Origin of the sequence: Pseudomonas sp. Root329 (assembly GCF_001424925.1) — a bacterium.
Taxonomy (GTDB): Bacteria; Pseudomonadota; Gammaproteobacteria; order Pseudomonadales; family Pseudomonadaceae; genus Aquipseudomonas; species Aquipseudomonas arabinosi.
Genome location: NZ_LMCV01000045.1, coordinates 102,116 through 127,900 on the forward strand (window position 1 = coordinate 102,116; position 25,785 = coordinate 127,900).

At 59.1% G+C, this 25,785-nt stretch carries 23 protein-coding genes and 1 pseudogene; 15 read left to right on the forward strand and 9 right to left on the reverse strand.

Annotated elements, in window-relative coordinates; all coding sequences use genetic code 11:
* From glcF to ASC74_RS25945, 3 genes are read left to right on the forward strand one after another with little or no spacing between them, the layout of a single operon-like run.
* Positions 1-1,218: a glycolate oxidase subunit GlcF gene (glcF, locus tag ASC74_RS25935; protein WP_056745209.1), complete on the forward strand. Its 1,218-nt coding sequence runs from the start codon at positions 1-3 to the stop codon at positions 1,216-1,218.
* Positions 1,219-1,238: 20 nt separating this feature from the next.
* Complete coding sequence (locus ASC74_RS25940) at positions 1,239-1,640, forward strand: heme-binding protein (RefSeq protein ID WP_008157093.1); 402 nt, start codon at positions 1,239-1,241, stop codon at positions 1,638-1,640.
* Between the two features lie 55 nt (positions 1,641-1,695).
* Positions 1,696-3,876: a malate synthase G gene (locus ASC74_RS25945; RefSeq protein WP_056745448.1), complete on the forward strand. Its 2,181-nt coding sequence runs from the start codon at positions 1,696-1,698 to the stop codon at positions 3,874-3,876.
* Positions 3,877-3,990: 114 nt separating this feature from the next.
* Here the strand turns inward: ASC74_RS25945 and ASC74_RS25950 are convergent, their stop codons facing one another.
* Positions 3,991-5,559 (reverse strand): MFS transporter, encoded by a 1,569-nt coding sequence (locus ASC74_RS25950; protein ID WP_056745211.1) that lies wholly within the window; start codon positions 5,557-5,559, stop codon positions 3,991-3,993.
* A gap of 499 nt (positions 5,560-6,058) precedes the next feature.
* Here ASC74_RS25950 and yghX point away from each other — a divergent pair, with 499 nt between their 5' ends.
* Positions 6,059-6,946 carry a YghX family hydrolase gene (gene yghX / locus ASC74_RS25955; protein ID WP_056745213.1) on the forward strand — a complete coding sequence of 296 codons (888 nt, stop codon included), beginning with the start codon at positions 6,059-6,061 and terminating at the stop codon, positions 6,944-6,946.
* Here yghX and mug read toward each other — a convergent pair.
* Together mug and ASC74_RS25965 are read right to left on the reverse strand one after the other, a co-directional pair.
* Positions 6,943-7,464, reverse strand: a complete 522-nt coding sequence (gene mug, locus ASC74_RS25960; RefSeq protein WP_056745214.1) for a G/U mismatch-specific DNA glycosylase — start codon at positions 7,462-7,464, stop codon at positions 6,943-6,945. The genes yghX and mug overlap by 4 nt on opposite strands.
* Positions 7,465-7,472: 8 nt before the next feature.
* Positions 7,473-8,099 (reverse strand): TetR/AcrR family transcriptional regulator, encoded by a 627-nt coding sequence (locus ASC74_RS25965; protein WP_056745215.1) that lies wholly within the window; start codon positions 8,097-8,099, stop codon positions 7,473-7,475.
* A gap of 227 nt (positions 8,100-8,326) precedes the next feature.
* Here ASC74_RS25965 and ASC74_RS25970 point away from each other — a divergent pair, with 227 nt between their 5' ends.
* The 5 genes from ASC74_RS25970 (at position 8,327) to ASC74_RS25995 (ending at position 14,598) form a co-directional block, all read left to right on the forward strand.
* Positions 8,327-9,463, forward strand: a complete 1,137-nt coding sequence (locus ASC74_RS25970; RefSeq protein ID WP_056745217.1) for an HlyD family secretion protein — start codon at positions 8,327-8,329, stop codon at positions 9,461-9,463.
* Complete coding sequence (locus ASC74_RS25975; RefSeq protein ID WP_056745219.1) at positions 9,463-10,947, forward strand: DHA2 family efflux MFS transporter permease subunit; 1,485 nt, start codon at positions 9,463-9,465, stop codon at positions 10,945-10,947. Before ASC74_RS25970 ends, ASC74_RS25975 begins: the two co-directional genes overlap by 1 nt.
* A 19-nt stretch (positions 10,948-10,966) precedes the next feature.
* A complete protein-coding gene (locus ASC74_RS25980; protein WP_056745221.1) occupies positions 10,967-12,457 on the forward strand; it encodes an efflux transporter outer membrane subunit in 1,491 nt (496 codons plus the stop codon).
* 23 nt (positions 12,458-12,480) lie between these two features.
* A complete protein-coding gene (locus ASC74_RS25985; RefSeq protein ID WP_056745223.1) occupies positions 12,481-13,431 on the forward strand; it encodes an aldo/keto reductase in 951 nt (316 codons plus the stop codon).
* 228 nt (positions 13,432-13,659) lie between these two features.
* Positions 13,660-14,598: a LysR family transcriptional regulator gene (locus tag ASC74_RS25995; RefSeq protein WP_056745229.1), complete on the forward strand. Its 939-nt coding sequence runs from the start codon at positions 13,660-13,662 to the stop codon at positions 14,596-14,598.
* 63 nt (positions 14,599-14,661) lie between these two features.
* Here the strand turns inward: ASC74_RS25995 and ASC74_RS26000 are convergent, their stop codons facing one another.
* Positions 14,662-14,934, reverse strand: coding sequence for a DUF2790 domain-containing protein (locus tag ASC74_RS26000; RefSeq protein ID WP_056745230.1), 273 nt, complete (start codon positions 14,932-14,934; stop codon positions 14,662-14,664).
* 238 nt (positions 14,935-15,172) lie between these two features.
* Between ASC74_RS26000 and ASC74_RS26005 the strand changes: the two genes are divergently transcribed.
* A complete protein-coding gene (locus tag ASC74_RS26005; protein ID WP_056745231.1) occupies positions 15,173-15,625 on the forward strand; it encodes a hypothetical protein in 453 nt (150 codons plus the stop codon).
* Between the two features lie 38 nt (positions 15,626-15,663).
* Here the strand turns inward: ASC74_RS26005 and ASC74_RS26010 are convergent, their stop codons facing one another.
* The 4 genes and pseudogenes from ASC74_RS26010 to ASC74_RS26025 form a co-directional block, all read right to left on the reverse strand.
* On the reverse strand, positions 15,664-16,200 hold the full coding sequence (locus ASC74_RS26010; RefSeq protein ID WP_056745232.1) for a dihydrofolate reductase family protein: 537 nt from the start codon (positions 16,198-16,200) through the stop codon (positions 15,664-15,666).
* A 163-nt stretch (positions 16,201-16,363) separates the two neighbouring features.
* Positions 16,364-17,304, reverse strand: a pseudogene (locus ASC74_RS26015) (saccharopine dehydrogenase family protein).
* Entirely contained in the window at positions 17,301-17,702 is a 402-nt protein-coding gene (locus ASC74_RS26020) for a VOC family protein (RefSeq protein WP_056745233.1), read from the reverse strand. The pseudogene ASC74_RS26015 and the gene ASC74_RS26020 overlap by 4 nt, the downstream one beginning before the upstream one ends.
* Positions 17,703-17,731: 29 nt before the next feature.
* The gene (locus tag ASC74_RS26025; protein ID WP_056745234.1) at positions 17,732-18,475 is read right to left on the reverse strand and encodes an SDR family NAD(P)-dependent oxidoreductase; all 744 of its coding nucleotides are present in this window, start codon (positions 18,473-18,475) and stop codon (positions 17,732-17,734) included.
* Between the two features lie 138 nt (positions 18,476-18,613).
* Between ASC74_RS26025 and ASC74_RS26030 the strand changes: the two genes are divergently transcribed.
* Positions 18,614-19,507, forward strand: coding sequence for an AraC family transcriptional regulator (locus tag ASC74_RS26030; RefSeq protein WP_177338883.1), 894 nt, complete (start codon positions 18,614-18,616; stop codon positions 19,505-19,507).
* An 86-nt stretch (positions 19,508-19,593) separates the two neighbouring features.
* On the opposite strand, the gene ASC74_RS26035 is transcribed toward ASC74_RS26030, so the two are convergent.
* A complete protein-coding gene (locus ASC74_RS26035; RefSeq protein ID WP_056745235.1) occupies positions 19,594-19,911 on the reverse strand; it encodes a carboxymuconolactone decarboxylase family protein in 318 nt (105 codons plus the stop codon).
* A 212-nt stretch (positions 19,912-20,123) separates the two neighbouring features.
* Between ASC74_RS26035 and ASC74_RS26040 the strand changes: the two genes are divergently transcribed.
* The 4 genes from ASC74_RS26040 to ASC74_RS26055 all read left to right on the forward strand — a co-directional run bounded on the left by ASC74_RS26040 (position 20,124) and on the right by ASC74_RS26055 (position 25,783).
* Complete coding sequence (locus ASC74_RS26040; protein ID WP_056745236.1) at positions 20,124-21,497, forward strand: glutamine synthetase family protein; 1,374 nt, start codon at positions 20,124-20,126, stop codon at positions 21,495-21,497.
* Between the two features lie 10 nt (positions 21,498-21,507).
* Complete coding sequence (locus ASC74_RS26045; protein WP_056745238.1) at positions 21,508-22,899, forward strand: aldehyde dehydrogenase family protein; 1,392 nt, start codon at positions 21,508-21,510, stop codon at positions 22,897-22,899.
* A gap of 3 nt (positions 22,900-22,902) precedes the next feature.
* Entirely contained in the window at positions 22,903-24,063 is a 1,161-nt protein-coding gene (locus tag ASC74_RS26050) for an iron-containing alcohol dehydrogenase (RefSeq protein WP_056745249.1), read from the forward strand.
* Positions 24,064-24,217: 154 nt separating this feature from the next.
* On the forward strand, positions 24,218-25,783 hold the full coding sequence (locus ASC74_RS26055) for an amino acid permease (RefSeq protein ID WP_056745251.1): 1,566 nt from the start codon (positions 24,218-24,220) through the stop codon (positions 25,781-25,783).
* Positions 25,784-25,785: the final 2 nt, after the last annotated feature.

A 25,785-nucleotide genomic window follows, 5' to 3' on the forward strand; every position in this document is an offset into this window, starting at 1 on the left:
ATGCAGACCACCCTGAGCGAACACGCCCGCCAACTGCCTCGCGCCGAAGAAGCCGAAAGCATTCTGCGTACTTGCGTGCACTGCGGTTTCTGCAACGCCACCTGCCCGACCTATCAATTGCTCGGCGATGAACTGGATGGCCCGAGAGGCCGCATTTACCTGATCAAACAGGTACTGGAAGGCAACGAAGTCACGCAGAAAACCCAGCAGCACCTGGATCGGTGCCTGTCGTGCCGCAATTGCGAAACCACCTGCCCTTCCGGTGTCGATTACCACAACTTGCTGGACATCGGCCGCGCCGTGGTCGATGCGGCGGTGCCGCGTCCACTCGGCCAGCGGCTGTTGCGCGAGGGGTTACGTGCGGTCGTGCCCAATCCGGGACTGTTCAAGGGGTTGGTCGGCAGCGGCCAGATTTTCCGCGCCGTGCTGCCCAATACCCTGCAAGTGAAATTGCCGCGTCACGTGCATCCGGCGAAGCCACGCCCGACCACCCGCCATAGCCGACACGTGCTGATGCTCGAAGGTTGCGTGCAGCCGAGCCTGTCGCCGAATACCAACGCGGCCACCGCGCGAGTCCTCGATCGGCTGGGGATCAGCGTGACGCCAGCCAGCGAAGCCGGTTGTTGCGGTGCCGTGGATTATCACCTCGACGCTCAGGTGGCCGGCCTGGATCGCGCCCGCCGCAACATCGATGCGTGGTGGCCAAGCATTGAAAACGGCGCCGAGGCCATCGTGCAAACCGCCAGCGGTTGTGGTGCGTTTATCAAAGACTATGGGCACCTGCTCAGCAGCGACCCGGGGTATGCCGACAAGGCGAAAAAGGTCAGCGCACTGGCCAAGGACCTGGTTGAAGTGCTGCGTGATGAGCCACTGGAAAAACTCGGCGTACAAAGCTGCCAGCGTCTGGCGTTCCATTGCCCCTGCACTTTGCAACACGCGCAAAAACTCGGCGGCGCCGTTGAGGCGATTCTGACGAGTCTGGGCTTTAATCTCACCGCCGTTCCCGACAGCCACCTGTGCTGCGGCTCGGCGGGCACCTATTCGATCACCCAACCCGAACTGTCGCGACAACTGCGCGACAACAAGCTCACTGCGCTGGAAAGCGGACACCCCGAAGTCATTGTCACGGCCAATATCGGCTGTCAGTCCCACCTCGACGGTGCGGGCCGAACCCCTGTCAGGCACTGGATCGAACTGGTCGAAGCCGCCTTGCCCTAACCGAGTACTGGAGAATCCCCATGAAAAGCAAAGCCGTACTGAGCCAGACCGAAGTCAGCCAAATCCTCGCGGCGGCACGCACCGAAGCGCAGAACAACCAATGGGCCGTGACCATCGTGATTGTCGATGACGGCGGCCATCCCCTGGCCCTCGAACGCCTCGACGGGTGCGCGCCGATTGGCGCCTACATCGCCACCGAAAAGGCCCGCACTTCGGCCCTGGGCCGGCGCGAATCCAAAGGCTATGAAGAGATGGTCAATGGCGGGCGCCATGCCTTTTTGTCGGCGCCATTGCTGACGTCCCTTGAGGGCGGCGTGCCGATCATTGTCGACGGCCAGGTGATCGGCGCGGTCGGGGTGTCCGGTGTCAAAGCCGAGCAGGATGCGCAGGTGGCCAAGGCCGGGGCGCAATGCCTGAACTGACTTGAGCCGGGCGCGATTTAGCGCTCGATAACACTGTGTGATGGAGATGCAAAAAGTGACCGATTTCGTGAACTGCCAAGGCCTCACGGTCGCGCCTGTCTTGCAACGTTTCGTTGATCTGGACGTGCTGCCGGGAACCGGCCTGGACCCTCAGGCGTTCTGGGGTGGTTTCGCCGCACTGGTGCATGAACTGGCACCTATCAACCGCGCGCTGCTGGCTGAGCGTGATCGCCTGCAATCCGAACTGGACACCTGGCACCGCGCCCACCCGGGTCCGGTGACGGACATGCCGGCTTATCGCAGCTTCCTGAGCGGTATCGGTTACCTGCAACCGCAACCCGCAGACGTCAAGGTCAGCACCGCCAACGTCGATACAGAGATCAGCGTACAGGCCGGACCGCAACTGGTTGTCCCGGCCGTCAACGCGCGTTATGCGCTGAATGCCGCGAATGCGCGCTGGGGATCGCTGTACGACGCGCTCTACGGTACCGATGTGATTTCCAATGACGGCGGCGCCGAACCGGGCCGGACTTACAACCCGGTGCGCGGCGCGAAAGTCATCGCGTTTGCCCGTGGCTTCCTGGATCAGGCATTCCCCTTGAGCAGTGGTTCCCATGCCGAGGTAGCGCGTTACCGAATCGAAAACGGCACACTGCAAGCCACTTTGAATGACGGCAGCCAAACCGGTTTGTCGAACGCCGCGCAGTACATTGGCTATCAGGGTTCACTCGCTGATCCCACAGCCATTTTGCTGAAAAACAACGATCTGCACGTCGAGATTCAGATCGATCGGCAGAGCGTCATCGGTCAGGCTGACGCCGCTGGGGTCAAGGATCTGCTGATTGAAGCAGCGCTCTCGACCATCATTGATTGTGAAGACTCGGTGGCGGCGGTTGACGCCGATGACAAGGTGCAGGTGTACCGCAATTGGCTGGGTTTGATGAAGGGCGACCTGAAAGAGGACCTGGAGAAAAACGGCAGAACCATCACGCGGCGGCTGAACCCGGACCGCGAATACACCGCAGCCGATGGCCGCTCACTGTCGCTGCACGGGCGCTCGTTGCTGTTCATCCGCAACGTCGGACACCTGATGACCAGTCCCGCGATTCTCGACAAGGGCGGACTGGAAATCCCGGAAGGCATTCTCGACGGCGTCATCACCAGCCTGATTGCCCTGCATGACCTGCAACGTCGCGGTAATTCCCGGACCGGTAGCGTCTACATCGTCAAACCGAAAATGCACGGCCCCGCCGAAGTGGCCTTCGCCGAACAGTTGTTCAGCCGCATCGAAGACCTGCTCCAACTCGAACGCCATACCTTGAAAATGGGCATCATGGACGAGGAGCGGCGCACCAGCGTCAACCTCAAGGCCTGCATCGCCGCAGCTTCCTCACGGGTCGCGTTCATCAACACCGGCTTCCTGGATCGCACCGGTGACGAGATGCACACCGCCATGGAAGCGGGCGCGATGCTGCGCAAGGGCGACATGAAAAACACCGCGTGGATCGAGGCCTATGAGCGCAACAACGTGCTCGTCGGTCTGGACTGTGGATTGCGTGGGCGAGCGCAGATCGGTAAAGGCATGTGGGCCATGCCGGACCGGATGGCCGATATGCTCAAACAGAAAGTCGCCCAACCGAAAGCGGGCGCGAATACCGCGTGGGTGCCCTCGCCGACCGCCGCTACCTTGCATGCGCTGCATTACCATCAGGTCAACGTGCGCTCGGTGCAGGAGTCCCTTGAAACAACGGACTTCGGTGCCGCCAGCCCGGCACTTCTGGAAGGCTTGCTCAGCGTGCCAGTCGTCACCGCCCCATCCTGGTCGGCCGATGAGATTCGTCAGGAAGTCGAAAACAATGCGCAAGGCTTGCTGGGGTATGTGGTGCGTTGGGTCGAACAAGGCATCGGCTGCTCGAAGGTGCCCGACATCCATAACGTGGGCTTGATGGAAGATCGGGCGACCTTGCGCATTTCCAGCCAGCACATGGCCAACTGGCTGCGACACGGGGTGATCACCCAGGATCAGGTCGTCGAGATTTTGCAGCGCATGGCGCGGGTCGTCGATGAGCAAAACGCCGGTGATCCGATCTACACACCCATGGCGCCGGACTTCGAGCAGTCAGTTGCATTTCAAGCGGCCTGCGCACTGGTGTTCGAGGGATGCGCACAACCCAATGGCTACACCGAGCCGCTGCTGCATAAATTCCGGCGCGTGTGTAAGCAGTCGAGGGCGTAAACAGAGGGAACAACGGAGTCTGAGCAGACTGGGTGAAAACCTGGAACCTGCTTGGTAACTGCGAGCACTGAAACAGTCGGGCCGTGTGGCAAACGGCCCGACGTTCGTTTTCGATCACTGCCCTTCAGCAAGCTTCGTCTTCGGTGTCTGCAGAGCGCGCCAGGCAATCAATATCGCCATGAGTGCCAAGCCGAACGTCACCCACGAAGCCAGATTAATTCCACCCTCGAATGCACTTCCCGCCTGCGTCATCAGCTCTCTTGCCTGATCTCCTGACAACTGCACCGCTACATGATTAGCACCCGATAGCGTCTCACTCGCCAGCATCGTCTGAACCTCGCTCAAAAAGCCCGGAAGCTGCAATGCACCGCGATAGTAGGCTGTGACCAGACCACCAAGCACCGTCGTCCCCAAAACAACACCCACTTCATAGGCCGTTTCACTAATGGCGGACGCCGCACCCGCCCTTTCCGGCGGTGCTGCCGATAAAATCACATCGTTGGATACCGTCGCAATCGCGCCCACGCCGATGTTCAGCAAGGCAAAAGCCACCACCAGAACGGTCAGGCTGCTGCCGATGCTGGCGACCAACAAAAACGCCGCCCCAGCAAACGCCATCAGAATCGGTACCAGCACATGCACCGGTACTCGCCGCGCTACAGGCACGACTGCCATTCCCACTACGATCGCCATGATCTGACCAGGTACTAACGCAAAGCTGGCATTCAACGGGGACATCTGAAGGACGATCTGTAAGAACTGAGTGGTGAAGAACACAAAGCCGACGAGGAACGCGAGGCTCATCAAATTGATTAGTACGGAGCCGCTAAAGGCGCCACTTCGGAACAGACTCAGGTCCATCAGCGGCACAGGCAGACGTAACTGCCGATGCACAAACATCCACCCAGCAACCATGCCGATTACAAATGCTGTCAGCGCCATCCAGTCGAGACCATTACTGGCACTGTGTTTAATGCCGTAAACGATGGCACTGAGGGCAACCATCGATTGCAGGATGCTCAGCGGATCCAATGGCCCTGAACAGTCTTTCTCGGACTCGGGCAACAACACTGGTCCCAATACCAACAACGGTACCAATACGGGTATTGCCAATAGGAAAATCGCCCCCCAGCTGAAAAACTCCAGCAAAACCCCACCGACCAAAGGACCGAGTGCTGATCCTACCGTCAGCGTTGTTGCCCAGATCGCGACAGCGACTCTGCGCTCCTCTCGATCCAGAAACACCGAACGTATCAATGCCAACGTCGAGGGCATCAACATCGCACCGAAAATCCCCATGCAAGCTCGACCGGCAATCAGTTGCATGGCCGTTTGGGAATAGGCGGTCAGCACCGACACAATGACAAAACCCAAAGACCCGGCCAGTAACAACTTTCGATGACCGATTCGATCGCCCAGACTACCCATCGACACCAGTAATCCCGCCAATACCAGCGAATAGGCATCGATCATCCATAACTGCTGACTAGCGCTCGGACTCAGGGCCTCGGCAATCTTTGGTAACGCGAATCCAAGCACCGTATTGTCTACGGTCACCAGTAGTACTGGCAGCATTAGCACGGTTAGGGCTGACCATCGTTTTGATTTTGCTTTGTGTTGCGCTGTCTCACTTATTAACGGCATTGCTTGAAACTCCTTATTACCCAAAAAATCACGGGACATTTTGAAATATTTCCGTGAAACGAACCCTGCGCACTTCCATGGCGAGGGTTTAAGAAAGCAGAACACTTCTATAATTTCGTTACATCACAACTCAATCGGCTATTTGTTTCATATTGTTTGACATGTGGGCTGAAAGCCCTTTTCCGTCTGCCCCACCCCAAAAGCAAGCGCCCCAAACAATTTTGGGCGTTTGCTTGAGTCACCCTCTCCGCGTTTTAACCCAGTCTGCGAGGCTAATGCCGATCAGTTGAGGAACGACACAATCCGTAGCAGCTGGCGAAGCCTGCGTTCGGCTGCGTAGCAGTCGTAAAATCAGCCACTGCAGTGCGTCAGGCGGACCGCGTTAGCCGGATTCACGACTGCTTCGCAGCCGAACGCAGCCTTCGGCAGCTGCTACAGATTGCTCCGGCCTCTTTTTTGTGAACAGCTACCCTCGACAGGTATCGCCCACCCTGTCCAACCGACAGAGCAATCGGCCCGCCCAAGAGGAAGCGCACAGATGACCCGTCTCACTGCGAAAGACTTTGCCCCGGAACTGCTCGAACTGTACGACTACTACGCCCACGGCAAGATCAACCGGCGAGAGTTTCTGGATCGGGCGGCGTTGTTCACCTTGGGCGGTTTGACCGCCAGCGCCCTCCTCGCCGCCCTGAGTCCGAATTATGCGCTCGCCGAGCAGGTGGAATTTACCGACCCGGACATTGTTGCCGAGTACATCACCTATCCATCCCCCAAGGGCAACGGGCAGGTCCGTGGCTATCTGGTGCGCCCGGCGAAAGCTGCCGGCAAGGTGCCGGCGGTGGTGGTCGTGCATGAAAATCGCGGGCTCAACCCGTACATCGAAGACGTCGCGCGGCGTGTGGCCAAGGCTGGATTCATCGCCCTCGCCCCTGATGGCCTGACGTCGGTGGGCGGCTATCCGGGCAACGATGACAAAGGCCGGGAGTTGCAAGCGACTGTCGACCCGGAAAAGCTCATGAACGACTTTTTCGCCGCCATCGAGTGGTTGATGAAGCATGACGCGACCACTGGAAAAGTCGGGATCACCGGGTTCTGTTACGGCGGTGGCGTCGTCAATGCGGCGGCCGTGGCTTATCCAGAACTGGCGGCTGCCGTGTCTTTTTATGGCCGACAGCCAGAGACCAAGGATGTCGCCCGCATCAAGGCGCCATTGATGCTTCACTACGGTGAACTGGATACGCGCATCAACGAAGGCTGGCCCGCCTATGAGAAGGCACTGAAAGCCGCGGGCAAGACGTATGAAGCGTACATCTACCCCGGGGCCAATCATGGTTTCCATAACGATTCCACGCCTCGATACGATGAGGCCGCGGCCAAGCTGGCCTGGGACCGGACGCTGGGGTGGTTTCGGCGGTACCTGGCTTAATGGTGAGGTTGCTCGCCTGTTGCCAAATAGAGTTGGCGGTACGCGCCCACCAGTTGATCAAGCGTGAACGCGCGATTTCGACCGCTGGGATTGGGCAGGATCCATACCGAGGCATTGCCGAAGGTCTTTGGCTGAAGCCCCCATGCAATGTCTCGTTGGCCGGATAGCGCGCAATACGCCGCTTTACCGAGAAACGCCACAAAGCGTGGCGCATGACGCGCGATTTTTTGTTCAAAGTCCGCAGCCGCAGCGATGAATTCATGGGCAGACAACTGATCCGCTCGCGCCGTCGGCCGTTCCACCACGGCCGTTAATCCACACTGATACTGCAAAATCGTCCGATCGTTTTCCGGGCGCACCTCCTCAGGCGTAAAGCCGGCGAGATGCAGCGTGCGCCAGAAGCGATTGCCCCGGCCCGCAAAATGATGGCCTTGGGCAGCGGCAGTCACGCCTGGATTGATCCCACAAAAAATCACGGCCAGCTGTTCGGCAAGAATATCTTCAAGTCCTTCACTCACCGTAAACCTCACCCACCGCAGATCACGTTGACCGCACTGCGTGCAAGCTCGGTCAGTTCAGCGCGGGATTTGCCCGCCCGCGCACGTATGGAAATGCTATGCAGCAGGGATGACGCGAGGACGGCAAGGGCTGCGGGGTCGACATCGCTTTTCAACTCGCCGGAACTGATGGCCGTTCGCAGACGCGTTTCGAGATCGGCATCGAGCCTGCTGAGCCGGTCCGACAGCACGTCTCGTATTTCAGAGTCCTCTACGGCTTCGGTCGTCGCCGTGCCGATCGCAAAACAACCGCGCGGTTGGCCGTCACCCGAGAAGTAGATCGACAACTGCCCCTCATAAAACCGCATCAATGCCTGGCTCAAGGTCAGTTCGTTGTCCGTCAGCGCTTCCTGCATGGCCGCAGCGGCAAACTCCCAATACTGCTCAAGCGCCTTGATATAGAGCGCGTGCTTATCGCCGAATGCCGCATAGAGGCTTGGGCGATTCATGCCAGCGGCCGTGGCAATGCTGTCCAGAGAAGCACCGGAATATCCGGTACTCCAAAAAACATCAAGCGCCTGCAACAGCGCTGTCTGCGGGTCATACGCGCGTGGGCGGCCGCGGCCTTTCGACTCTGTAATCTTTTTTTGTGCCATGTCGTACAAAATCCTTGAATGAAGATGGGCTCGGGGGATATTCTTACACCATCGCACAAAATTAAGGAACCAGAAATTCCTTGGTTTTGAGGTTTGTTGTAGCGGAGCTCGAACTGGGTATTGCGGCGACGAAACAGAGGCGGCGGAGCGATCCTCCTGACCGCCACACGGTATGGCTGTTTTTGTGGGTGTTAGCCCGACTTCCCGGTTAATAGGTGCATTCGATCATGACCAAACAGTTCGACATCCCAGCTACACAGACCTTCGAGCATCCAGGGCCGAACCCGTCTGACTTGCTCATCAAAAAGCCGTTAAAAGAGAAATTACGGCCAGTGCTGATGGTGGGTTTTCCTCTGCTCTTCGCTGCGGTTGGGTACGCCCACTATGTGGCGGGCGAGCCCTTTGTTTCGACCGATAACGCTTACGCCCGAGTGGCGAAGGCATCGATCAATGCGCGCATTTCCGGGCAAGTTGTCGAGATCGCCGTCGAGGACAATCAGCCTGTTCACAAGGGCCAGATACTGTTCCGGATCGACCCGAAACCGCTGCAGATCGCCGTTGACCGTGCACAAGCACAACTGAGCGTTGCGCGGCTGCGCATCGATGGCCTCAAGGCCAGCTACCGCCAGCAGCAGGCCGAACTGCAATCGGCCAAAGAGTCGGCCGATTTCGACCAGCGGGAGTTTGCACGCAAGAAGGCGCTGGTCGCGACCGAGTTCGTTTCGCGCGCCATTTACGAGCGCGCCGACACCGACCTCAAAGTTGCCCGACAACGAATCGCGTCGGTCGAACAACAGATCGCCAGTACGGTCGTTGCCTTGAACGGCAATCCAAACATCGAAGCCGATAGCCACCCGACGGTTCGCGAGGCCAAGGCTCAGCTCGACGAGGCGCAGCTGTATCTCTCGTACGCGACGGTGTATGCGCCGGACGATGGCATCGTGGCCAAGGTCGACGACTTGCAGGTTGGCAACTATGTGAACAACGGTGCGCCAGCGTTTGCGCTGCTGTCCGATCGAGAGATCTGGGTTGAGGCCAACTTCCGCGAAACCGACGTGACCCACATGCGTCCAGGCCAGGAAGCGACCATCAGTATCGATACGTACCCTGATCGCGTTTTCAAAGCCCACGTGACCAGCATGAGCCCCGGTGCCGGATCGGACTTCGCCCTGCTGCCGCCCGAAAATGCGACCGGCAACTGGGTCAAGGTTGTGCAGCGGGTACCGGTCCGTCTCGAACTCGATGAGAGGGACCCTGCCCTGCCCCTTTTCTCGGGCACCAGCGCCACGGTCAAGGTCGATACCCGGTATCGCACGCCTTGGTGGCACCCGCTCAAAGCGCTGTTGACCGCAGGTAACTTCTGATGAACGCCAATCTTGCCGGACCTCAAGGTGCGGGAACGTTAAGGTTCGCCGCGTTGCTCGCCACCTACATGCAGTCGGCGAACCTGCCGCTTCCGAATGCAGTACTCAGGTTGATTCAGGGTAGCCTGTCGATGACCGACGACCAGGCTGGCTGGATATTCACCTCGTACCTCGCGGCCAGCGCCATCACTATGCCGATTGCGCAATGGCTCGCCGGGAGCTTTGGCTTGAAGCGGGTTTACCAAGCTGCGCTGGCCTTCTTCGTCCTTGGCTTGCTGCTCGCGACGCAGGCAACAACGCCTTTGGAATTCATTGGCGCGCGCATTATTCAAGGCTTGGCGAGTGGCGTGCTGGCACCGCTGTCGATGGCGATTGCGCTGGAGACATTGCCACTCGAGAAGCGTGCGAAATTTGGCGCGACGTGGACGGCCATCGTGCTGTTCGGCATCGTCAGCGGCCCGAGCATCGGCGGTTGGGTTGGCGAACATTTCGGATGGCGCCCGATCTTCTACATCAGCCTTCCGCTGTCGGCGTTTATCTTCCTGGTGATGGCGCTGTTGCTTGCCGAGAAAAAGGCCGAGAAACGTCCGTCGTTCGACTTCTTTGGTTTCGGCAGCTTCACGCTGGGTTTGATCAGTCTGCAAATGTTGCTCGACCGTGGTGAACGCCTGGACTGGTTTTCCTCGACCGAGATCTGGCTGGAAGCGATCGGCTGTGCACTGGGGCTCTACCTGTTCGCTGTGCATGTGCTGACCACGAAGGTGCATTTCCTCAACAAGCGTTTGTTCAACGACCGCAACTTTGTGCTGTCGACGGTCATCTTTTTCGCCGTGGGTTTCGTGCTGTTGTCGACCATGGCGCTGACCTCGCCGATGCTCGACGAGATTCTCGGCTACCCGCCTGACACCACGGGTTCCCTGACGATTCCGCGCGGGATCGGGCTGGTCGGTGCGTTCCTGTTGATGGGCCGTGTGCCCGAGCGTTTCGACCGTCGACTGTTCGTGGCGGCAGGCGTCGCCGTGGTGATTTATGCCAACTGGCTGATGCTCGGTTATTCGCCGTTGATGGACTGGTCGCCCGTGGCGGTGGCGGGTGCGATCCAGGGGATTGGCATCGGCATGCTGATGCCGTCGCTGACCAAGGTCGCGTTCAGCACACTCGACCCGACGTTACGCCCCGAAGGCACCGGCCTGTTCAATCTGTCTCGGGTGTACGGCAGCACCCTCGGCGTTGCGATTGTGCAGTTGTTTTTCTTCAACAACACGCAGGCGATGCACATGGCGCTGGCCAGTAACCTGACGCCGTATCGCGCCGCTGCGCATTCCGCGCCGACGTCCCTGCAAGCACTGGCGGGGCTCAACGAAATGATCACCGGCCAGGCAGCGTTTATCGCGGTGGTCGACCAGTTCAAGATTTTGATGTTCGCGATGCTGGTGGTCAGCCCACTGGTTGTCTTTCTTCGCAAGCCCGTTCCGACCAACTAGTTTTCGTGGAGTTTGCCAAATGAAATCCAATGCACGCTTCATCAACAGACAGATGTTCAAAACCACGTTCGCTGCGGTGTCGGCTCTTGCATTCCTGACCGCCTGCACCGTCGGCCCTGACTATCAAATGCCGCCACCGAGCCTGTCGCAGCACTACGACCAGCAGGCCGAGCAGCGTCTTGGCCAAGGCAGCACCAACCCTGGCGAACAGCGCATTGACCTGGGCAAAAAGGTCAATGGTGACTGGTGGTCTGCGTTTCGCTCGCCGAAGCTCGACAAGCTTGTCCGTCGCGCCATTGATGGCAATCTTGAGCTCGTCGCGGCAGACGCGACGATCCGGCAAGCGGCTTCCTTCGTCGCTGCGGCGGAAGGAGCGCTGTATCCGCAGGTCGACTTTGGCGCCCAGGCTGGCCGCCAACGGGTGCACAACGCGAAAGAACCTTCCATCTCCAATTTCTATGCAATAGGGCCACGGGTTGGCTTCGACCTTGATGTTTTCGGCGGTAACAAGCGCCAGGTCGAACAACAGCAAGCGTTTACCGACCTGCAGAAGCATCGCTACGAAGCGGCGTACCTGACACTCACGGGCGATGTCGCGAGTCAGGCGTTGTTGCTGGCCTCGGCCAACGCGCAGATGGCAGCCGTCGAGAAACTGCTGGCCAATGACACAAAGAACCTCGAACTGGTGCGCATGGCGCACGCCAATGGCAGCACCACGCAGATCGATGTTTCGCTGGCCGAAACGCGGCTCGCTCAGGACCGCACGCTGTTGCCGCCCCTCGCCCAGCAGCGTGATTCGGCCCGACACGCGCTCTCGATTCTGACGGGCAAAGGCCCGGCTGACTGGATCGCACCTGACTTCACGCTCGCCGAGTTTGCCTTGCCGGCAAACGTGCCCGTCAGCCTGCCCTCCGAAATGGCCCACGACCGGCCGGACGTACGGCAAGCAGAGGCAGAACTGCACATGGCCAGCGCCGCGGTTGGCGTGGCGACAGCCAACCTCTATCCCCATGTCGAGCTGTCCGCGTCTCTTGCGCAGGCTGCTTCAGGCAATGGCGGCGCCGCACTCTGGGGCTTCGCTGCGGGGCTGACTGCTCCAATCTTCAATGGCGGAACGCTCAAAGCTGAACGCCAGGCCGCCGTCGACGGCTACAAGGCAACCCTCGCCGGCTACCAGCAAACCGTCATTAATTCGTTCGGTCAGGTCGCCGACACGCTGCAGGCCATCAATCATGACGCAGAGGAAAACCTCGCCCAGGAGGACGCGTTGCGAGCGGCTGAAACGAGCTTCCGGTTGAACCAACAAGCCTACGCGCAAGGCGAGAACAGCATTCTCCAGGTGCTGGAGGCTGAGCGTGCCTATGAGCAAGCGTTACTGGGTCAAATCAGAGTGAAGACTGCGCAGTACCTCGACACGGTGCGGCTGTACGTGGCACTCGGCGGTAATTCCGCCGGTGTGTTTGATCAACGAGTGGCCAGTCGCGAAGACCAGAAACCTTCCTATCAGTAGCGCCAGACATTGGAGTAAAAACTATGCCTTACGAATCATTTCACGACGCACTTCGCGATACCCGATTCCCTCTGATACACGGGTCGGGTGAGATGCCGGCCGTTGGCTTTGGCACGCTGTTTCGGGATCTCTCCGTGACAACACAAGCGGTCAAGGCCGCGCTGGAAGCAGGATTTCGCCATTTCGATTGTGCAGAACGTTATCGAAATGAAGAGTGGGTCGGCGTTGCCCTACAGGAAGTGATTGAGGCGGGTAAGGTCCGGCGCGAGGACGTGTTCATTACCACGAAACTGTGGAACACCAACCATCGTCCCGAGCGAGTCGAACCTGCTTTTGAAGCCAGTTGCCGACGGCTTCAGGTTGATTACATCGATTGCTACCTGATCCATACGCCGTTTGCCTTTCAACCCGGTGATGATCAGGACCCAAGAGACGAGCACGGTCGAGTCATCTACGATTCAGGCGTGACGTTAATAGAGACCTGGCGGGCACTTGAGCGCCTGGTGGATGAAGGCCGCTGCAAGTCCATCGGCTTGTCTGATATCACGCTGGAGCGGTTACAAGAGATTGTGGCAGTGGCCCGGATAAAACCCGCCGTCGTGCAGGTCGAGTCCCACCCTTATCTGCCTGAATGGGAGCTGCTTGAGTTTTGTCAGCAGCACGGAATTATCGTTCTTGCGTTTGCGCCACTCGGCCATGGTATGGAGCCGAACGTACTGGAAGACTCGGTGATTACAGGGATCGCCAAGCGCATACAGAAGACCCCGGCTCAAGTGGCATTGGCCTGGTCGGTACAGCGGGGAGTCGCTTTTCTGACCACGTCTGCTACTCCGAGTCATATCCGCGAAAACATTGATATTTCTACCCTGCCGCACAGGGCCATGCGTGAAATTCAGGAAGAGATTACAACCCGGGTACGCTTCAATTCAGTAGTAGAAACGGGTGTACCTGGATTTATTCCGCAGAAAAAGTAATACACCACTAAGGGCTAATGCCGATCAGTTAAGCCAAAACTCGATCTGTAGCAGCTGGCGAAGCCTGCGTTCGGCTGCGAAGCAGTCGTAAAACCTGAGTTTGCGGTCTTCCTGAAACACCGCATCGTCTGATTTCACGACTGCTCGCAGGCTTCGCCAGCTGCTACGGATCGTGTCGTTCCTTACTGATTGGCCGCCCTTTTTATCCATACCCCTGAGGTGGAGACGATGGACGTATTCCAAACCATGCGTTTTTTTGTGGCGGTCGCTCAAAGCGGAAGCTTTACCGCGGCGGCAGAGATGTTGGACACCACAACAACCAACGTTTCCAAAGCGGTCTCCAGCCTGGAGGCCAGGCTTCAAACTCGCCTGATTAACCGGACAACCCGGCGCCTGGCATTGACCGAAGCCGGTCTGCGCTACTTGCAACGCTGCGAGAAAATTCTTGAAGAGATGCGCGAAGCGGACGAAGAAGCCGGCACTGCTCACACCCTGCCCGTTGGCCGGCTGAAAATTCACGCGATGTCAGCCATTGGCAATCATTACGTGATCGATGCCATCGCCCGCTATAGAGAGACTCATCCCTCGGTGATGTTTGATTTGACCCTGACCAACCGGCTTCCTGACTTGCTGGAAGAAGGCTATGACATGTCGATTGTCTTAGCGCGGGATTTACCCGATTCAGGGTTTGTCGCTCAGCGGCTCGGCATGACCTACAGCATCCTCTGCGCTTCGCCTGCGTACCTGAAGAAACGCGGACACCCGGAGTTCCCGAGTGCGCTTGGCTCACATGATTGTCTGAGAATTGTTAATACCGTCATGCCGGCTGAAAACTGGGCATTTGAGGGACCAGAAGGCATGGAAACCGTCAACATCCCGCTGTCTCCCCTGCACATCAACACCGCCGATGGCATGACCATCGCGATTACAAACGGAATGGGCATCGGCATTCAGCCTATTGCTTCGGCAGTCGACGGACTCAGGGCGGGCACGTTAGTGCGGGTATTACCCGACTATCATCTTGAAGCGTTGAATTTGTTTGCAATCTACCCATCACGAAAATTCGTGGATGCAAAGATCAGGACATGGGTGGAGTTTCTTAAAAGTTATATTCCGGGTTTGTTGGCATCCGATGAAAAAATCACAGGCTCACCCGGAAAACGATAACAACATTTGAAATCACGAGTGCGGCAGGCATGGAGTGTCGACCCTCCATCTTCCACACACGACTCAACCATTTGAACAGCCAGTTCCCATCACTTGATACTGCAGGATATGCCGTTGACCGTGAGAGTCTTCATACGTCATTTGCGCCGGGACTGGCCCGCACTGGTCAGGAATATCGGTCACCGTAATGACTTTCTGGATATCCAGCTTCGTGTCGTAAGTGTACGTTTCAACAGGCAACTTGCTGTCCGCAGCAGTTGAATGGCTCTCGCCTGCAAAGGCCTGTGTACCTAAAACGCCAAGCGCAAGAAACATCGCCAGTTTTGAGATTTTCATCGTATTCACCCTATCGTCAAAAGTTAACCTCGTGAGCGGGCTGACATTGACTCTGTTTGCTCACTGGGTAGGGACGATGCTAGGTGTTTACCCCTCCCTCAAACAGCAGCCCACCGGACAAACACTGTTGCCAGATTCCGCATGAATGGAGAATTTCGAACAGGCAACGCCAGGGAGGTGATTAATGAGCTATACCCGCTAATCTCTCATTGCAGTTCTTCAGCACAGGAGGTTGGCAATGAAGCGCAGAAACTCACTTGCAGCGCTAATGGTCACCGCAAGCCTTTTCGGCTGCACCACTTCATCAAACCATGGCGTGAGCGTTACTTTGGTTGCCACGCGGCAGAACACCGGTCAGATCGGCAATGTAACGTTGGCCGACTGGGGCAAAGACACCGGGTTCAGTTTCTTCATCAGTGGTGCTCCAAGCGGAGCGTCTCTGCCCTTGCGCCTCTACACCTTCATCAATAAAGGCAGCTGCCAGCATCCCGGGCCAGTCGCTTACGCCATGAATGATCATGTCACCACCGAACGCCAGGCCATACGCGGCTGGGCTTTCTCAAGAAGCGCACCGGTCGCACTGCCGGTCCTGCTTTCCGGTGAGTACTCCATTGTCGTTCGAAGTGCACCGGACAGTGGCAACATCGATATTTTTTGCGGAGATATCAGACAGAAAGGCCCGGGGAAATAGCCTCGATTTGGCCTGCCCCCGCCTTCATCTCGGGCAGGTCATGGGGCCCGCCGATAGGTGGATTGCACCAGCCCCGACGGAAAGCTACGGCTGGATACCAGTCTCAAATCAATGTCCTTTATCAATGCACCGAACAGCGGCCTTCCCGAGCCGATCAACACAGGAACAGTGGTGATGACCATATCGGCAATGAGCCCTTCGCGCAGGAATGACTGCACCAGCCGCCCGCCATCGACATAAATCCGACGTACGTTCTGCCCCGCCAGTTTCTCAATCGCGTCCTTTGGCGTGAGGTTGCAGAACCGAACCTTGTCCTGCAGCGCCTCGGGCACGGGTGTATCGGCCAGCTGTTCAGAAAGCACCAGTACCGGGCGGTCATAGGGCCATGTGTCGAGGGTCAGCACCTTTTCATAGCTTCCTCGACCCATCACGATCATGTCAATGTCGGCGATAAAGGCTGCGTAGCCGTGATCCTCGGTCGGATCATCGCGCTGTAACAGCCACTCAATGTCGCCATCTTGCCGGGCGATGAAACCATCCAGACTTATGGCGATGAAAACGTGTGCGGTGATCATCGGACGCTCCCTATTTATTCGCGATATACCCTTATCAGAACAAAGACCAAACACAAAGCCCACCCTGAATGGAGCTGATGTTAATGATGCGGCCCGTCGAACCCAGCAGCGTCACGTCGGCAGCCTTGCTCATGGTCAGTGCGAAATCGAACGTTGTCGCGCCCTAAAAATCTGTGATTGTCGAACCTGCAATCGTCTGCGCGAATCCGACGCCAAACACCCGCGCCGGCGTTTCAAAGCCTGGTCGCCGATCACCGTTCAGCACCCGGCGCGCAGCCTCCACAGCCGCCAACGGTGTGTAGGTGTAGCCGTTGACGGTCTCGATCACTGAACGCGCACGGCTGCCATCAGCGCCAATGACTTCAGCCACAGCACGGGCGCGATGAGCCTCTCGCTGCTCAGCACTTGGGCCGTCGGGCAGTTGTGACAGGTCGCCTTCAGGAAAAGCGTCGCCGGTGATGTTCACGAACATGGCGATATTGGGAATGCCGGTGGCGCGCACAGTGCCGGGCCGTCACCAAAATCGAAGTGCCGGGGCTGCGCATCGGGTGTTGCAACCAGTAGCCCATCAACCCGCGCCAACAGGCCCGCGCCAATGATTTCGCCGACACTTAAGGCCGATCCCCGCGACATGGCGCCAGCGACTTGTAGCGCAACCCTTAGCGATGTCGGCTCGCGCACACGGCGAGCAACATGCATCGCCAGGCAGTCTGTCGGCACCACGTCCCAGCCGACCCCGGGCAGGAGCATGACACCCGCCTCGGCCGCCCGAGCGCCAAGCTGTTCCGCCAGCCGATAGACATTGATCTCGGCCGTGATGTCCAGATAGTCAACCCCGGCCTTGATACAGGCCTGCATCAAGGCCTCTGCCGTCTGAGCGAAAGGCCCGGCGAAATTCAGCAACACGCCGATGCCGTCCAGGGATTCAGTGGGCTGGGCATCAGGGGTGAACACTCGACAAGGCACGCCCAGTTGCGCAGCGAGAGTCTCCAGCGTTGCTCCATTGCGGCCAGCGATCACAACATCCAGCCCCCGCGCTTTGGCATGCTCGGCAGCCATGCGACCGGTATAGCCCGTCGCCCCGTAGATCATTAATTTTTTCATTCAGCGTGCTGCCAGTTTTTGTAGACGAATTCGAGGCTGTAACCGTCCGGATCAAGAACATTGGCGGCGTAATAATTCGGGTCGTAATGCAGGCGTGCGCCAGGCGCACCGTTGTCGATAGCACCATTCTCAATAGCCGCGGCGTACGCTGCGTCGACCTCGGCCTTGCTGTTCGCCACGAAGCCGACGTGAGCCGCCCGCCCCTCCACAACCCCCTCGCGCAACCAGAAAAACACCCGGCCATTGGCACCGAAGCCCTTGAGATCCGGGTGGCCTGGCGGACCGTCCTTGCCGTCGTAATCAAGCCTGCCCGTAATGCCAAGCGGGGTCAGAGTCGCGGTGTAAAAACGGATGGAACGATCAACGTCGCTTACCGAGATAAAAATATGATCAAGCATTGCGGTTGCCTCACTGTTCAGGTGCCGATTCAGATGAAATACCCGCCCGCGACTTCGATCGTCTGAGCATTGATCCAGCCTCCTTCTTCGGACAGCAACAGGGTGATAACGCGCGCGACATCCTCCGGCTCACCCACCCGACCCAAGGCGGTTTGCGACGCGAGCAGCGCCTCGAATTCGTCATTCAAACCGCCGCCCAGTTCGGTGCGAATCGCCCCCGGTGAGACGGCATTGGCCCGGATACGCCGAGGGCCGAACTCCTTGGCCATGTAACGGGTCAGCACGTCGAGTCCACCCTTGAAAACCGCATAAGGCGCGACACCCGCCGTGGCCACACGGGTCGTGGCGCTGGTCAGGTTGACGATACTTGCGCCCTCTGCCATCAGCGGCAGCAACGCTTGAGTCAGGAAAAAAGGGCCTTTGAGGTGTACGTTCAGCAAGTCGTCAAACTGCGCCTCGGTGACCGATTCCAGGGGATTGAACAAGCCATGGCCCGCGTTGTTCACCAGCCCGCCGAGGGTGGTCACCCCCCAGGTTTCCCGCAAAGTCAGTTGCACCGTTTCTCTGAAGCTGTCGAACCGCTTCACATCAGCGACATCCAGCTCAAGCGCCACAGCCTTGCCCCCCGATGCCTGGATACGCTGGACGACAGCGTTTGCTGAATCAGCATTGCTCTTGTAGGTCAGGATGACCCCCATACCGCGTCGGGCGCAGTGTTCGGCGGTGCTGGCGCCGATGCCTCGGCTGCCTCCGGTGATTACGATAACGCTCATTTGCTGCTCCAGGATCGGTGAGATGAGTCACCACAGTAACCATCGCCATTTCAACGAGCGCAGCCGTTCCTGCTCCAATCCTGCCTGTTTCTGCTTTTTGCTTGCCTGGGCGTATCAGCCTGAGTTCAGATGTTCCCCATGACAAACCAACTGATTGAACTTCGCGCGCTGGCTGCCCGGGCCGAGAACCGCCGCACGGAGACAGGCATCCCCCGCGTAGCCATGGTCCAGGGCGAAATCCCTGAGCACCTGCTGGCCGCGGTTTACGAGCCGATGATCAACCTGATCCTGCAAGGCAGTAAATCCATGACCATCGCAGACCGCACGCTTAGCTATGACCCGGCGACCTATTTCGTCATGTCCATCGAGTTGCCTGCGGTCGGTCAAGTACACCCTGCCTCTTCCGGTGAGCCTTATCTGGCAGTCAGCCTGACACTCGACCCGACGGTCCTGGCGACGCTGCTGGCGGATCTGCCAAAGCCCATCGGGCATTACGACAAGGAAGCAGGTTTTTCGGTAGCCGCTGTCACGCCCGACCTGATGGATGCCTGGGTGCGGTTGCTGCGTTTGATGGGCCGACCGGAGGACATTGCGGCCCTGGCACCTGCCTACGAGCGGGAGATTCTGTACCGTGTTTTGCAAGGGCCCCACGGCTGGATGCTGCGTGATATTGCGGTACCCGATAGCGCCATGGCTCGAGTTAGCCTGGCCATCCAGTACATTCGTCGGGACTTCGCCAAGCCCATCCGTGTGGAGACACTGGCGCAACACGCGGCGATGAGCGTGTCGGCCTTTCACCGGCACTTCAAAGCCGTCACCGCCCTGAGCCCGTTGCAGTATCAAAAAAGGGTTCGCTTGCTTCAGGCCCGGACGCTGCTGGTGGCCAACGCCAAAAGTGTCACCCGTGCAGCGTTCGAGGTCGGTTATGAAAGCGCTACGCAATTCAGCCGCGATTACGCACGAGTGTTCGGCTTGCCGCCCTCGCGAGATGCCGCGCGGATTGTTGGAGAAACCCTGGGCCAGAGAAAATAGCTAAAAAATGACTGCCGAAGTGTAAAGGAGCCCACCCCGTTGCTTAGGGTCAAGGCAACCGGTGCCCTGTCTTCCAGCCAACACGTTCACGTCTCAATCACATCGTCCGCCCAACTGATGGCCGCAACGACGGTCGGGAAACCGATGGTGCTGGTCAGTGAGATCAGCGTGTGGCGGATCTGCTCTGGCGTAGCGCCCGCCTCCAGTGCCCGTCGGGTATGACTGTGCACCGCGCCCTCAGAACGGATGGCCGCCGCGGCACCGAGCTGGATCAGCTGGACAACGATCTCTTCCAGTGGGCCGGTATGACGCACCGCCGTACCCAAAGCCTCCACGGCAGCCAAATAATCCGGGTACTGCTGTTCGAGACGTTGGTAGGTGTTGTGCGCTTTCTTCTTTGCCATGTTGGTTTCCTCGCGTTGGAGGGCGATCAGTTCTCGCCTTTGCGCCCGAGTCATCAGGCTGCGATTTGCGAAACTTGCACACTGCAACAGTAGGCTACGCTTACAGCAGCTTATTGCACACGATGCTCGCGTCTGCAGGTTTTGGTTTGTTCTGGAGAGCGTCTGCAACAGCTATTTCAGACAGGCCCAAACAATTCACGCAGGACTACGTGATGACCGAGCCCCTCCTCAGTTTTGACCAACTCAAGCGTGCCGCCGCCTCCGGCGAGATCGATACCGTTCTTGTTTGCATGGTCGACATGCAAGGCCGACTGGTCGGCAAACGATTCCAGGTCGAGTTTTTCATCGACAGCGGCCATGAAGAAACCCACTGCTGCAATTACCTGTTGGCTGACGACATCGACATGGAACCGGTGCCGGGTTACGCCGCGGCCAGTTGGAGCAAAGGCTATGGCGACTTTGTGCTCAAACCCGACATGGCCACGTTGCGACGGGTGCCCTGGCTTGAGTGCACGGCGCTGGTGCTCTGCGACGTGCTCGATCATCACCATCGGCGCGACCTGCCGCACAGCCCGCGGGCGATTCTGAAAAAGCAGGTCGAGCGACTGCGCGAGCGCGGCTACACCGGCATGTTCGCCTCGGAACTGGAGTTCTATCTGTTCGACGAAAGCTACGAGGCGATCCACGAGCGCAACTACCACAAGCCGAAAACGGCCGGTCACTACATCGAGGACTACAACATCCTGCAGACCACCCGTGAAGAGCCGGTGCTGCGGGCGATTCGCAAGCATCTGCAGGCCAGCGGCATTCCCGTGGAAAACTCCAAGGGTGAATGGGGGCCGGGCCAGGAAGAGATCAACATTCGTTATGCCGATGCGCTGACCATGGCCGACCACCACGTCATCATCAAGCACGCCTGCAAGGAGATCGCGCAACTGCAGGGCAAGGCGATCACGTTCATGGCCAAGTGGCGTTATGACGCCGCCGGTTCCAGCAGCCACATCCACAATTCGCTGTGGGACAAGAACGGTAAAAAGCCGCTGTTCTTCGACACCAAGGCTGAGTTCGGCATGTCCAAACTGATGCGTTCCTGGGTGGCCGGGCAGCTTAAATACGCCAACGACATCACCTGTTTTCTCGCGCCCTACATCAATTCGTACAAGCGCTTTCAGGCCGGCACCTTTGCCCCGACCCGGGCAGTGTGGAGTCGGGACAATCGCACCGCGGGTTTCCGTTTGTGCGCAGAAGGCAGCAAATCCATCCGCATCGAATGTCGCATTGGCGGCGCCGACCTCAACCCTTATCTGGCCTTCGCTGCGTTGATAGCGGCGGGACTGGCCGGTATCGACGAGAAGCTCAGCCTCGCGCCACCCTTCGAGGGCGATGCCTACGTCGACGAACACTTGCCTGAAGTCTCGAAGACCCTGCGCGAAGCCTGCGCCGCACTCCAGGGCTCGACCATGTTGCGCGAGGCGTTCGGCGATGAAGTGATCGACCACTACGTGCACACCGCCGAATGGGAACAGAAAGAGTACGACCGGCGGATCACCGACTGGGAACTGCAGCGCGGGTTTGAGCGCTATTGAGACCGCCATCATGACTTCAACCATTCAACTGATCTCCCCGGTCGATGGCCGGGTCTATGCCGAACGCCGCTGCGCCGATGCTGCGCAGATTGACCAGGCGCTGGCAGCGGCCGAAGCTGCCCAGACACAATGGAAACGTCGGCCACTGAGCGAACGCGCCGCCTTCTGTAGCGCCGCGGTGGACGCGATGCTGGCCATGAAGGCCGACATCGTGCCGGAACTGGCCTGGCAGATGGGCCGCCCGGTGCGCTTTGGCGCTGGCGAACTGCGCGGGTTCGAAGAGCGTGCCCGCCATATGATCGCCATTGCGCCAGAAGCGTTGGCAGCGCTTGAGCCTACGCCTGTCGCGGGCTTTCGGCGCTGTATCAAACGCGAGCCGGTGGGTACGGTATTGGTCGTCGCACCCTGGAATTACCCCTATCTGACGGCAGTGAATACGATCATTCCGGCACTGATGGCGGGCAACAGCGTCATCCTCAAACACGCGTCGCAAACGCTGCTGGTGGGTGAACGGTTCGCCGAGGCGTTTCGCCGCGCCCATCTGCCCGAAGGACTGTTCCAAAACCTGCTGCTGAGTCATCTCTATACCGGAGCGATCATTGCCTCTGGACGCGTGCAGCAGGTGAACTTCACCGGCTCGGTCGAAGCCGGCAAGGCCATGGAACACGCGGCCGTCGGAGGTTTCCTCGGTGTGGGCCTGGAGCTCGGCGGCAAAGACCCGGCCTACGTCCGCGCAGACGCCAACCTCGAACACGCGGTTGAAAACCTGGTGGATGGCAGCTTCTTCAACTCCGGGCAGAGTTGCTGCGCCGTCGAGCGTATTTATGTCGATGCAAAAATCTACCCGGTGTTTGTCGAACGCTTCGTCGCGCTGACTCGCCAATACGTGCTGGGCAACCCACTGGACGAAGCCACCACACTGGGTCCACTGGTCACACCGAACGCCGCTGATTTCGTTCGTGGTCAGATCGCCGACGCACTGACACAGGGCGCTCGGGCGCTGATCGATCCAAAGGACTTTCCTGCCGACGCGCCGGGCAGCACCTACCTCGCACCGCAAGTATTAGTCGACGTCACCCATCAGATGTCGGTGATGCGCGAAGAAAGCTTTGGTCCCGTGGTCGGCATCATGCCGGTGGCCAGCGACGACGAAGCCATCGCCTTGATGAACGACAGTGAGTTCGGGCTCAGCGCTTCCATCTGGACGCAAGACCTTGCCGTCGCCGAACGCCTGGGCAACGAGATCGACACCGGCACCGTGTTCATGAACCGCTGCGATTACCTGGACCCGGCCCTGGCCTGGACCGGGGTGAAGAACAGCGGGCGCGGCGTCACGCTGTCGCGCCTGGGTTATGACAACCTGACCCGAGCGAAATCCTTCCATTTGCGCCACGAGATCTGAGCCATGAGCCTGACCGCGAACTGGAACTACCCCACAAGCATCCGCTTCGGTGTCGGCCGCATCGCCGAGCTCGCCGAGATCTGCCGCAGCCAAGGGATCCAGCGACCGTTGCTGGTCACCGACAGTGGCCTGGCGCGTGCACCGATCACCGCCGCAGCGCTGGATGCCTTGCGCGCTGCCGGCCTTGGCGTCGCGTTGTTTTGCGACCTTAAACCCAATCCGGTCGAAGCCAACCTGGCGGGCGGGCTCGACGCCTGGCGCGCCGGCAAACACGATGGCGTGGTCGCCTTCGGCGGCGGCAGTGGCCTGGACATGGGCAAGCTCATCGCCTTCATGAGCGGCCAGACCCGACCGGTGTGGGATTTCGAAGACATCGGCGACTACTGGACCCGCGCGGATGAAAGCAGCATCGCCCCGATCATTGCGGTGCCGACCACGGCAGGTACCGGCTCCGAGGTGGGCCGTGCGGCGGTGATCATCGATGAGCGCACACACACCAAACGCATCATCTTCCACCCGAAGATGATGCCGCGCGTGGTCATCAGCGACCCGGCGCTCACCGTCGGCATGCCGGCCAAGGTCACCGCTGGCACCGGCATGGATGCGTTTGCGCATTGTCTGGAATCGTATTGCGCCCCCGGTTTTCACCCCATGGCCGAAGGGATTGCAGTGGAAGGCATGCGCCTGGTCGCCAATGCCTTGGTGCGAGCCGTGCACACACCTTCGGACCTGGAGGCGCGCGCGGAAATGCTCGCGGCGGCCGCGATGGGCGCTACCGCTTTCCAGAAAGGTCTGGGCGGGATGCACGCCCTCTCACATCCGGTGGGCGCCCTGTACGACACCCATCACGGCATGACCAACGCCACGTTCATGCCCTATGTCCTGAAATTCAATCGCCCGGCCATCGAGGAACGCATCACCCGCCTCGCGGCTTATTTGCGCCTGCCCTCGCCCGGCTTCGACAGTTTTCTGGCCTTCGTCCTCAAGTTGCGCAAGGACATCGGCGTGCCCCATACGCTGGTTGAGCTGGGGGTGGATGATCGGCAGGCCGACCTGATCGCGGACATGGCGATTGTCGACCCTTGCGCCGGCGGCAACCCGCTGCCATTGACCCGAAATGGCGCGGCAGAAATTTTCGAAGCGGCGTACCACGGCCGTCTGTAGAGCAGTTGCCTGTCCATGGCCAAGGTGTGAACACGCTACATGGATGGGGTTTTATCCGTAGGAACAGGAGCAGTACGACAAGGGGTTGAAAGCCAGCCCATCCGGCCACGTACAACCCGGATGGATGCGTATCAAAACCTAAGGGGCACACAACATGAATCCAGCAAGTCAGCCCGGCACGAGCGCGCCGCAAGACGATGACGTCAAGGTGCTGCACAGCATGGGCTATGCCCAGCAGCTCTCACGACGGATGGGCGTTTTCTCCAACTTTGCCATTTCCTTTTCGATCATCTGCATCCTCTCGGGTGGTATCAACTCACTCGCTCAGGGCACCTCAGGTGCGGGCGGTGCGTCAATCGGCATCGGCTGGCCAATCGGTTGCCTGATCTCCGGGGTTTTCGCCATGGCCATGGCGCAGATTTCCTCGGCCTACCCTACCGCTGGCGGCCTCTATCACTGGGGCTCGATTCTCGGTAACCGCTTCACTGGCTGGTTGACCGCGTGGTTCAACTTGCTGGGGCTGGTCACCGTGCTCGGCGCGATCAACGTCGGTACCTATTACTTCTTTTTCGGCGCCTTCGGACCGGCCCTGGGAATGGAGGACACAACCACGACCCGGGTGATTTTCCTGGCGATCCTGACCGGCCTCCAGGCCTTGTGTAACCACCTGGGTATCGGCCTGACCGCGAAGCTCACCGACTTCTCGGGTTATCTGATCTTCGCCACGGCGCTCGCGCTGACCATCGTCTGCCTGATCTCTGCACCCAGTTATGAGTTCGCCCGGCTATGGACCTTCAGCAACTACTCCGGCGAGGCTGGCGGCAGCGTTTGGCCACAGGTGTCCAACGGCTGGATTTTCATGCTCGGCCTACTGTTGCCGATCTATACCATCACTGGCTATGACGCCTCTGCGCACACCTCGGAAGAGACCCGGAATGCCGCCATGTCGGTGCCACGCGGCATGGTCATGTCCGTGGTCTGGTCGTTGCTGTTCGGCTGGGTCATGCTCAGTTCGTTTGTGCTGATGCTGCCGAACATGGACGAGGCAGCGAAGCAAGGCTGGAACGTGTTTTTCTGGGCCATGAACACACAGGTCAACCCAACCGTGAAGCTCGCGCTGTACGTGGCGATTTTCATCTCGCAGTTCCTCTGCGGGCTGGCGACCGTGACCTCGGTCTCACGCATGATCTTCGCGTTCTCCCGTGACGGCGGCCTGCCCTGCTCGAAAGCACTGGCCTCGGTTTCGCCTACCTATCGCAGCCCGGTGGCGGCGATCTGGACCGGTGCCACCCTGGCAGTATTGTTCGACTGGGGATCGTCGGTGATATCGGTCGGCGCAACGCCGGTCTACACCATCGTGGTGTCCTGCACGGTGATCTTCCTGTTCTTCTCCTTCGTCATACCCATCATCCTGGGCCTGTTTACCTACGGCACTTCGAAGTGGCCAACCATGGGACCGTGGAACATGGGGCGCTTCTGGTACTCGGTGTTTGCCATCCTCTCGATCCTCTCGATGGTGATCATTTTCGTCATCGGCATCCAGCCGCCGAACGATTGGGCCCTGTACATCACCATCGGCTTTCTGGTGCTGACGGCCATCGTCTGGTTCGGTTTTGAAGCCCGCCGCTTCCAGGGGCCGCCGATTGGCGACATGATCGTCAAGCGTCAGGCTGAAATTGCCGCGGCGGAAGAGGCGTTGAATAAGCGGGCTGGAAGTTGATC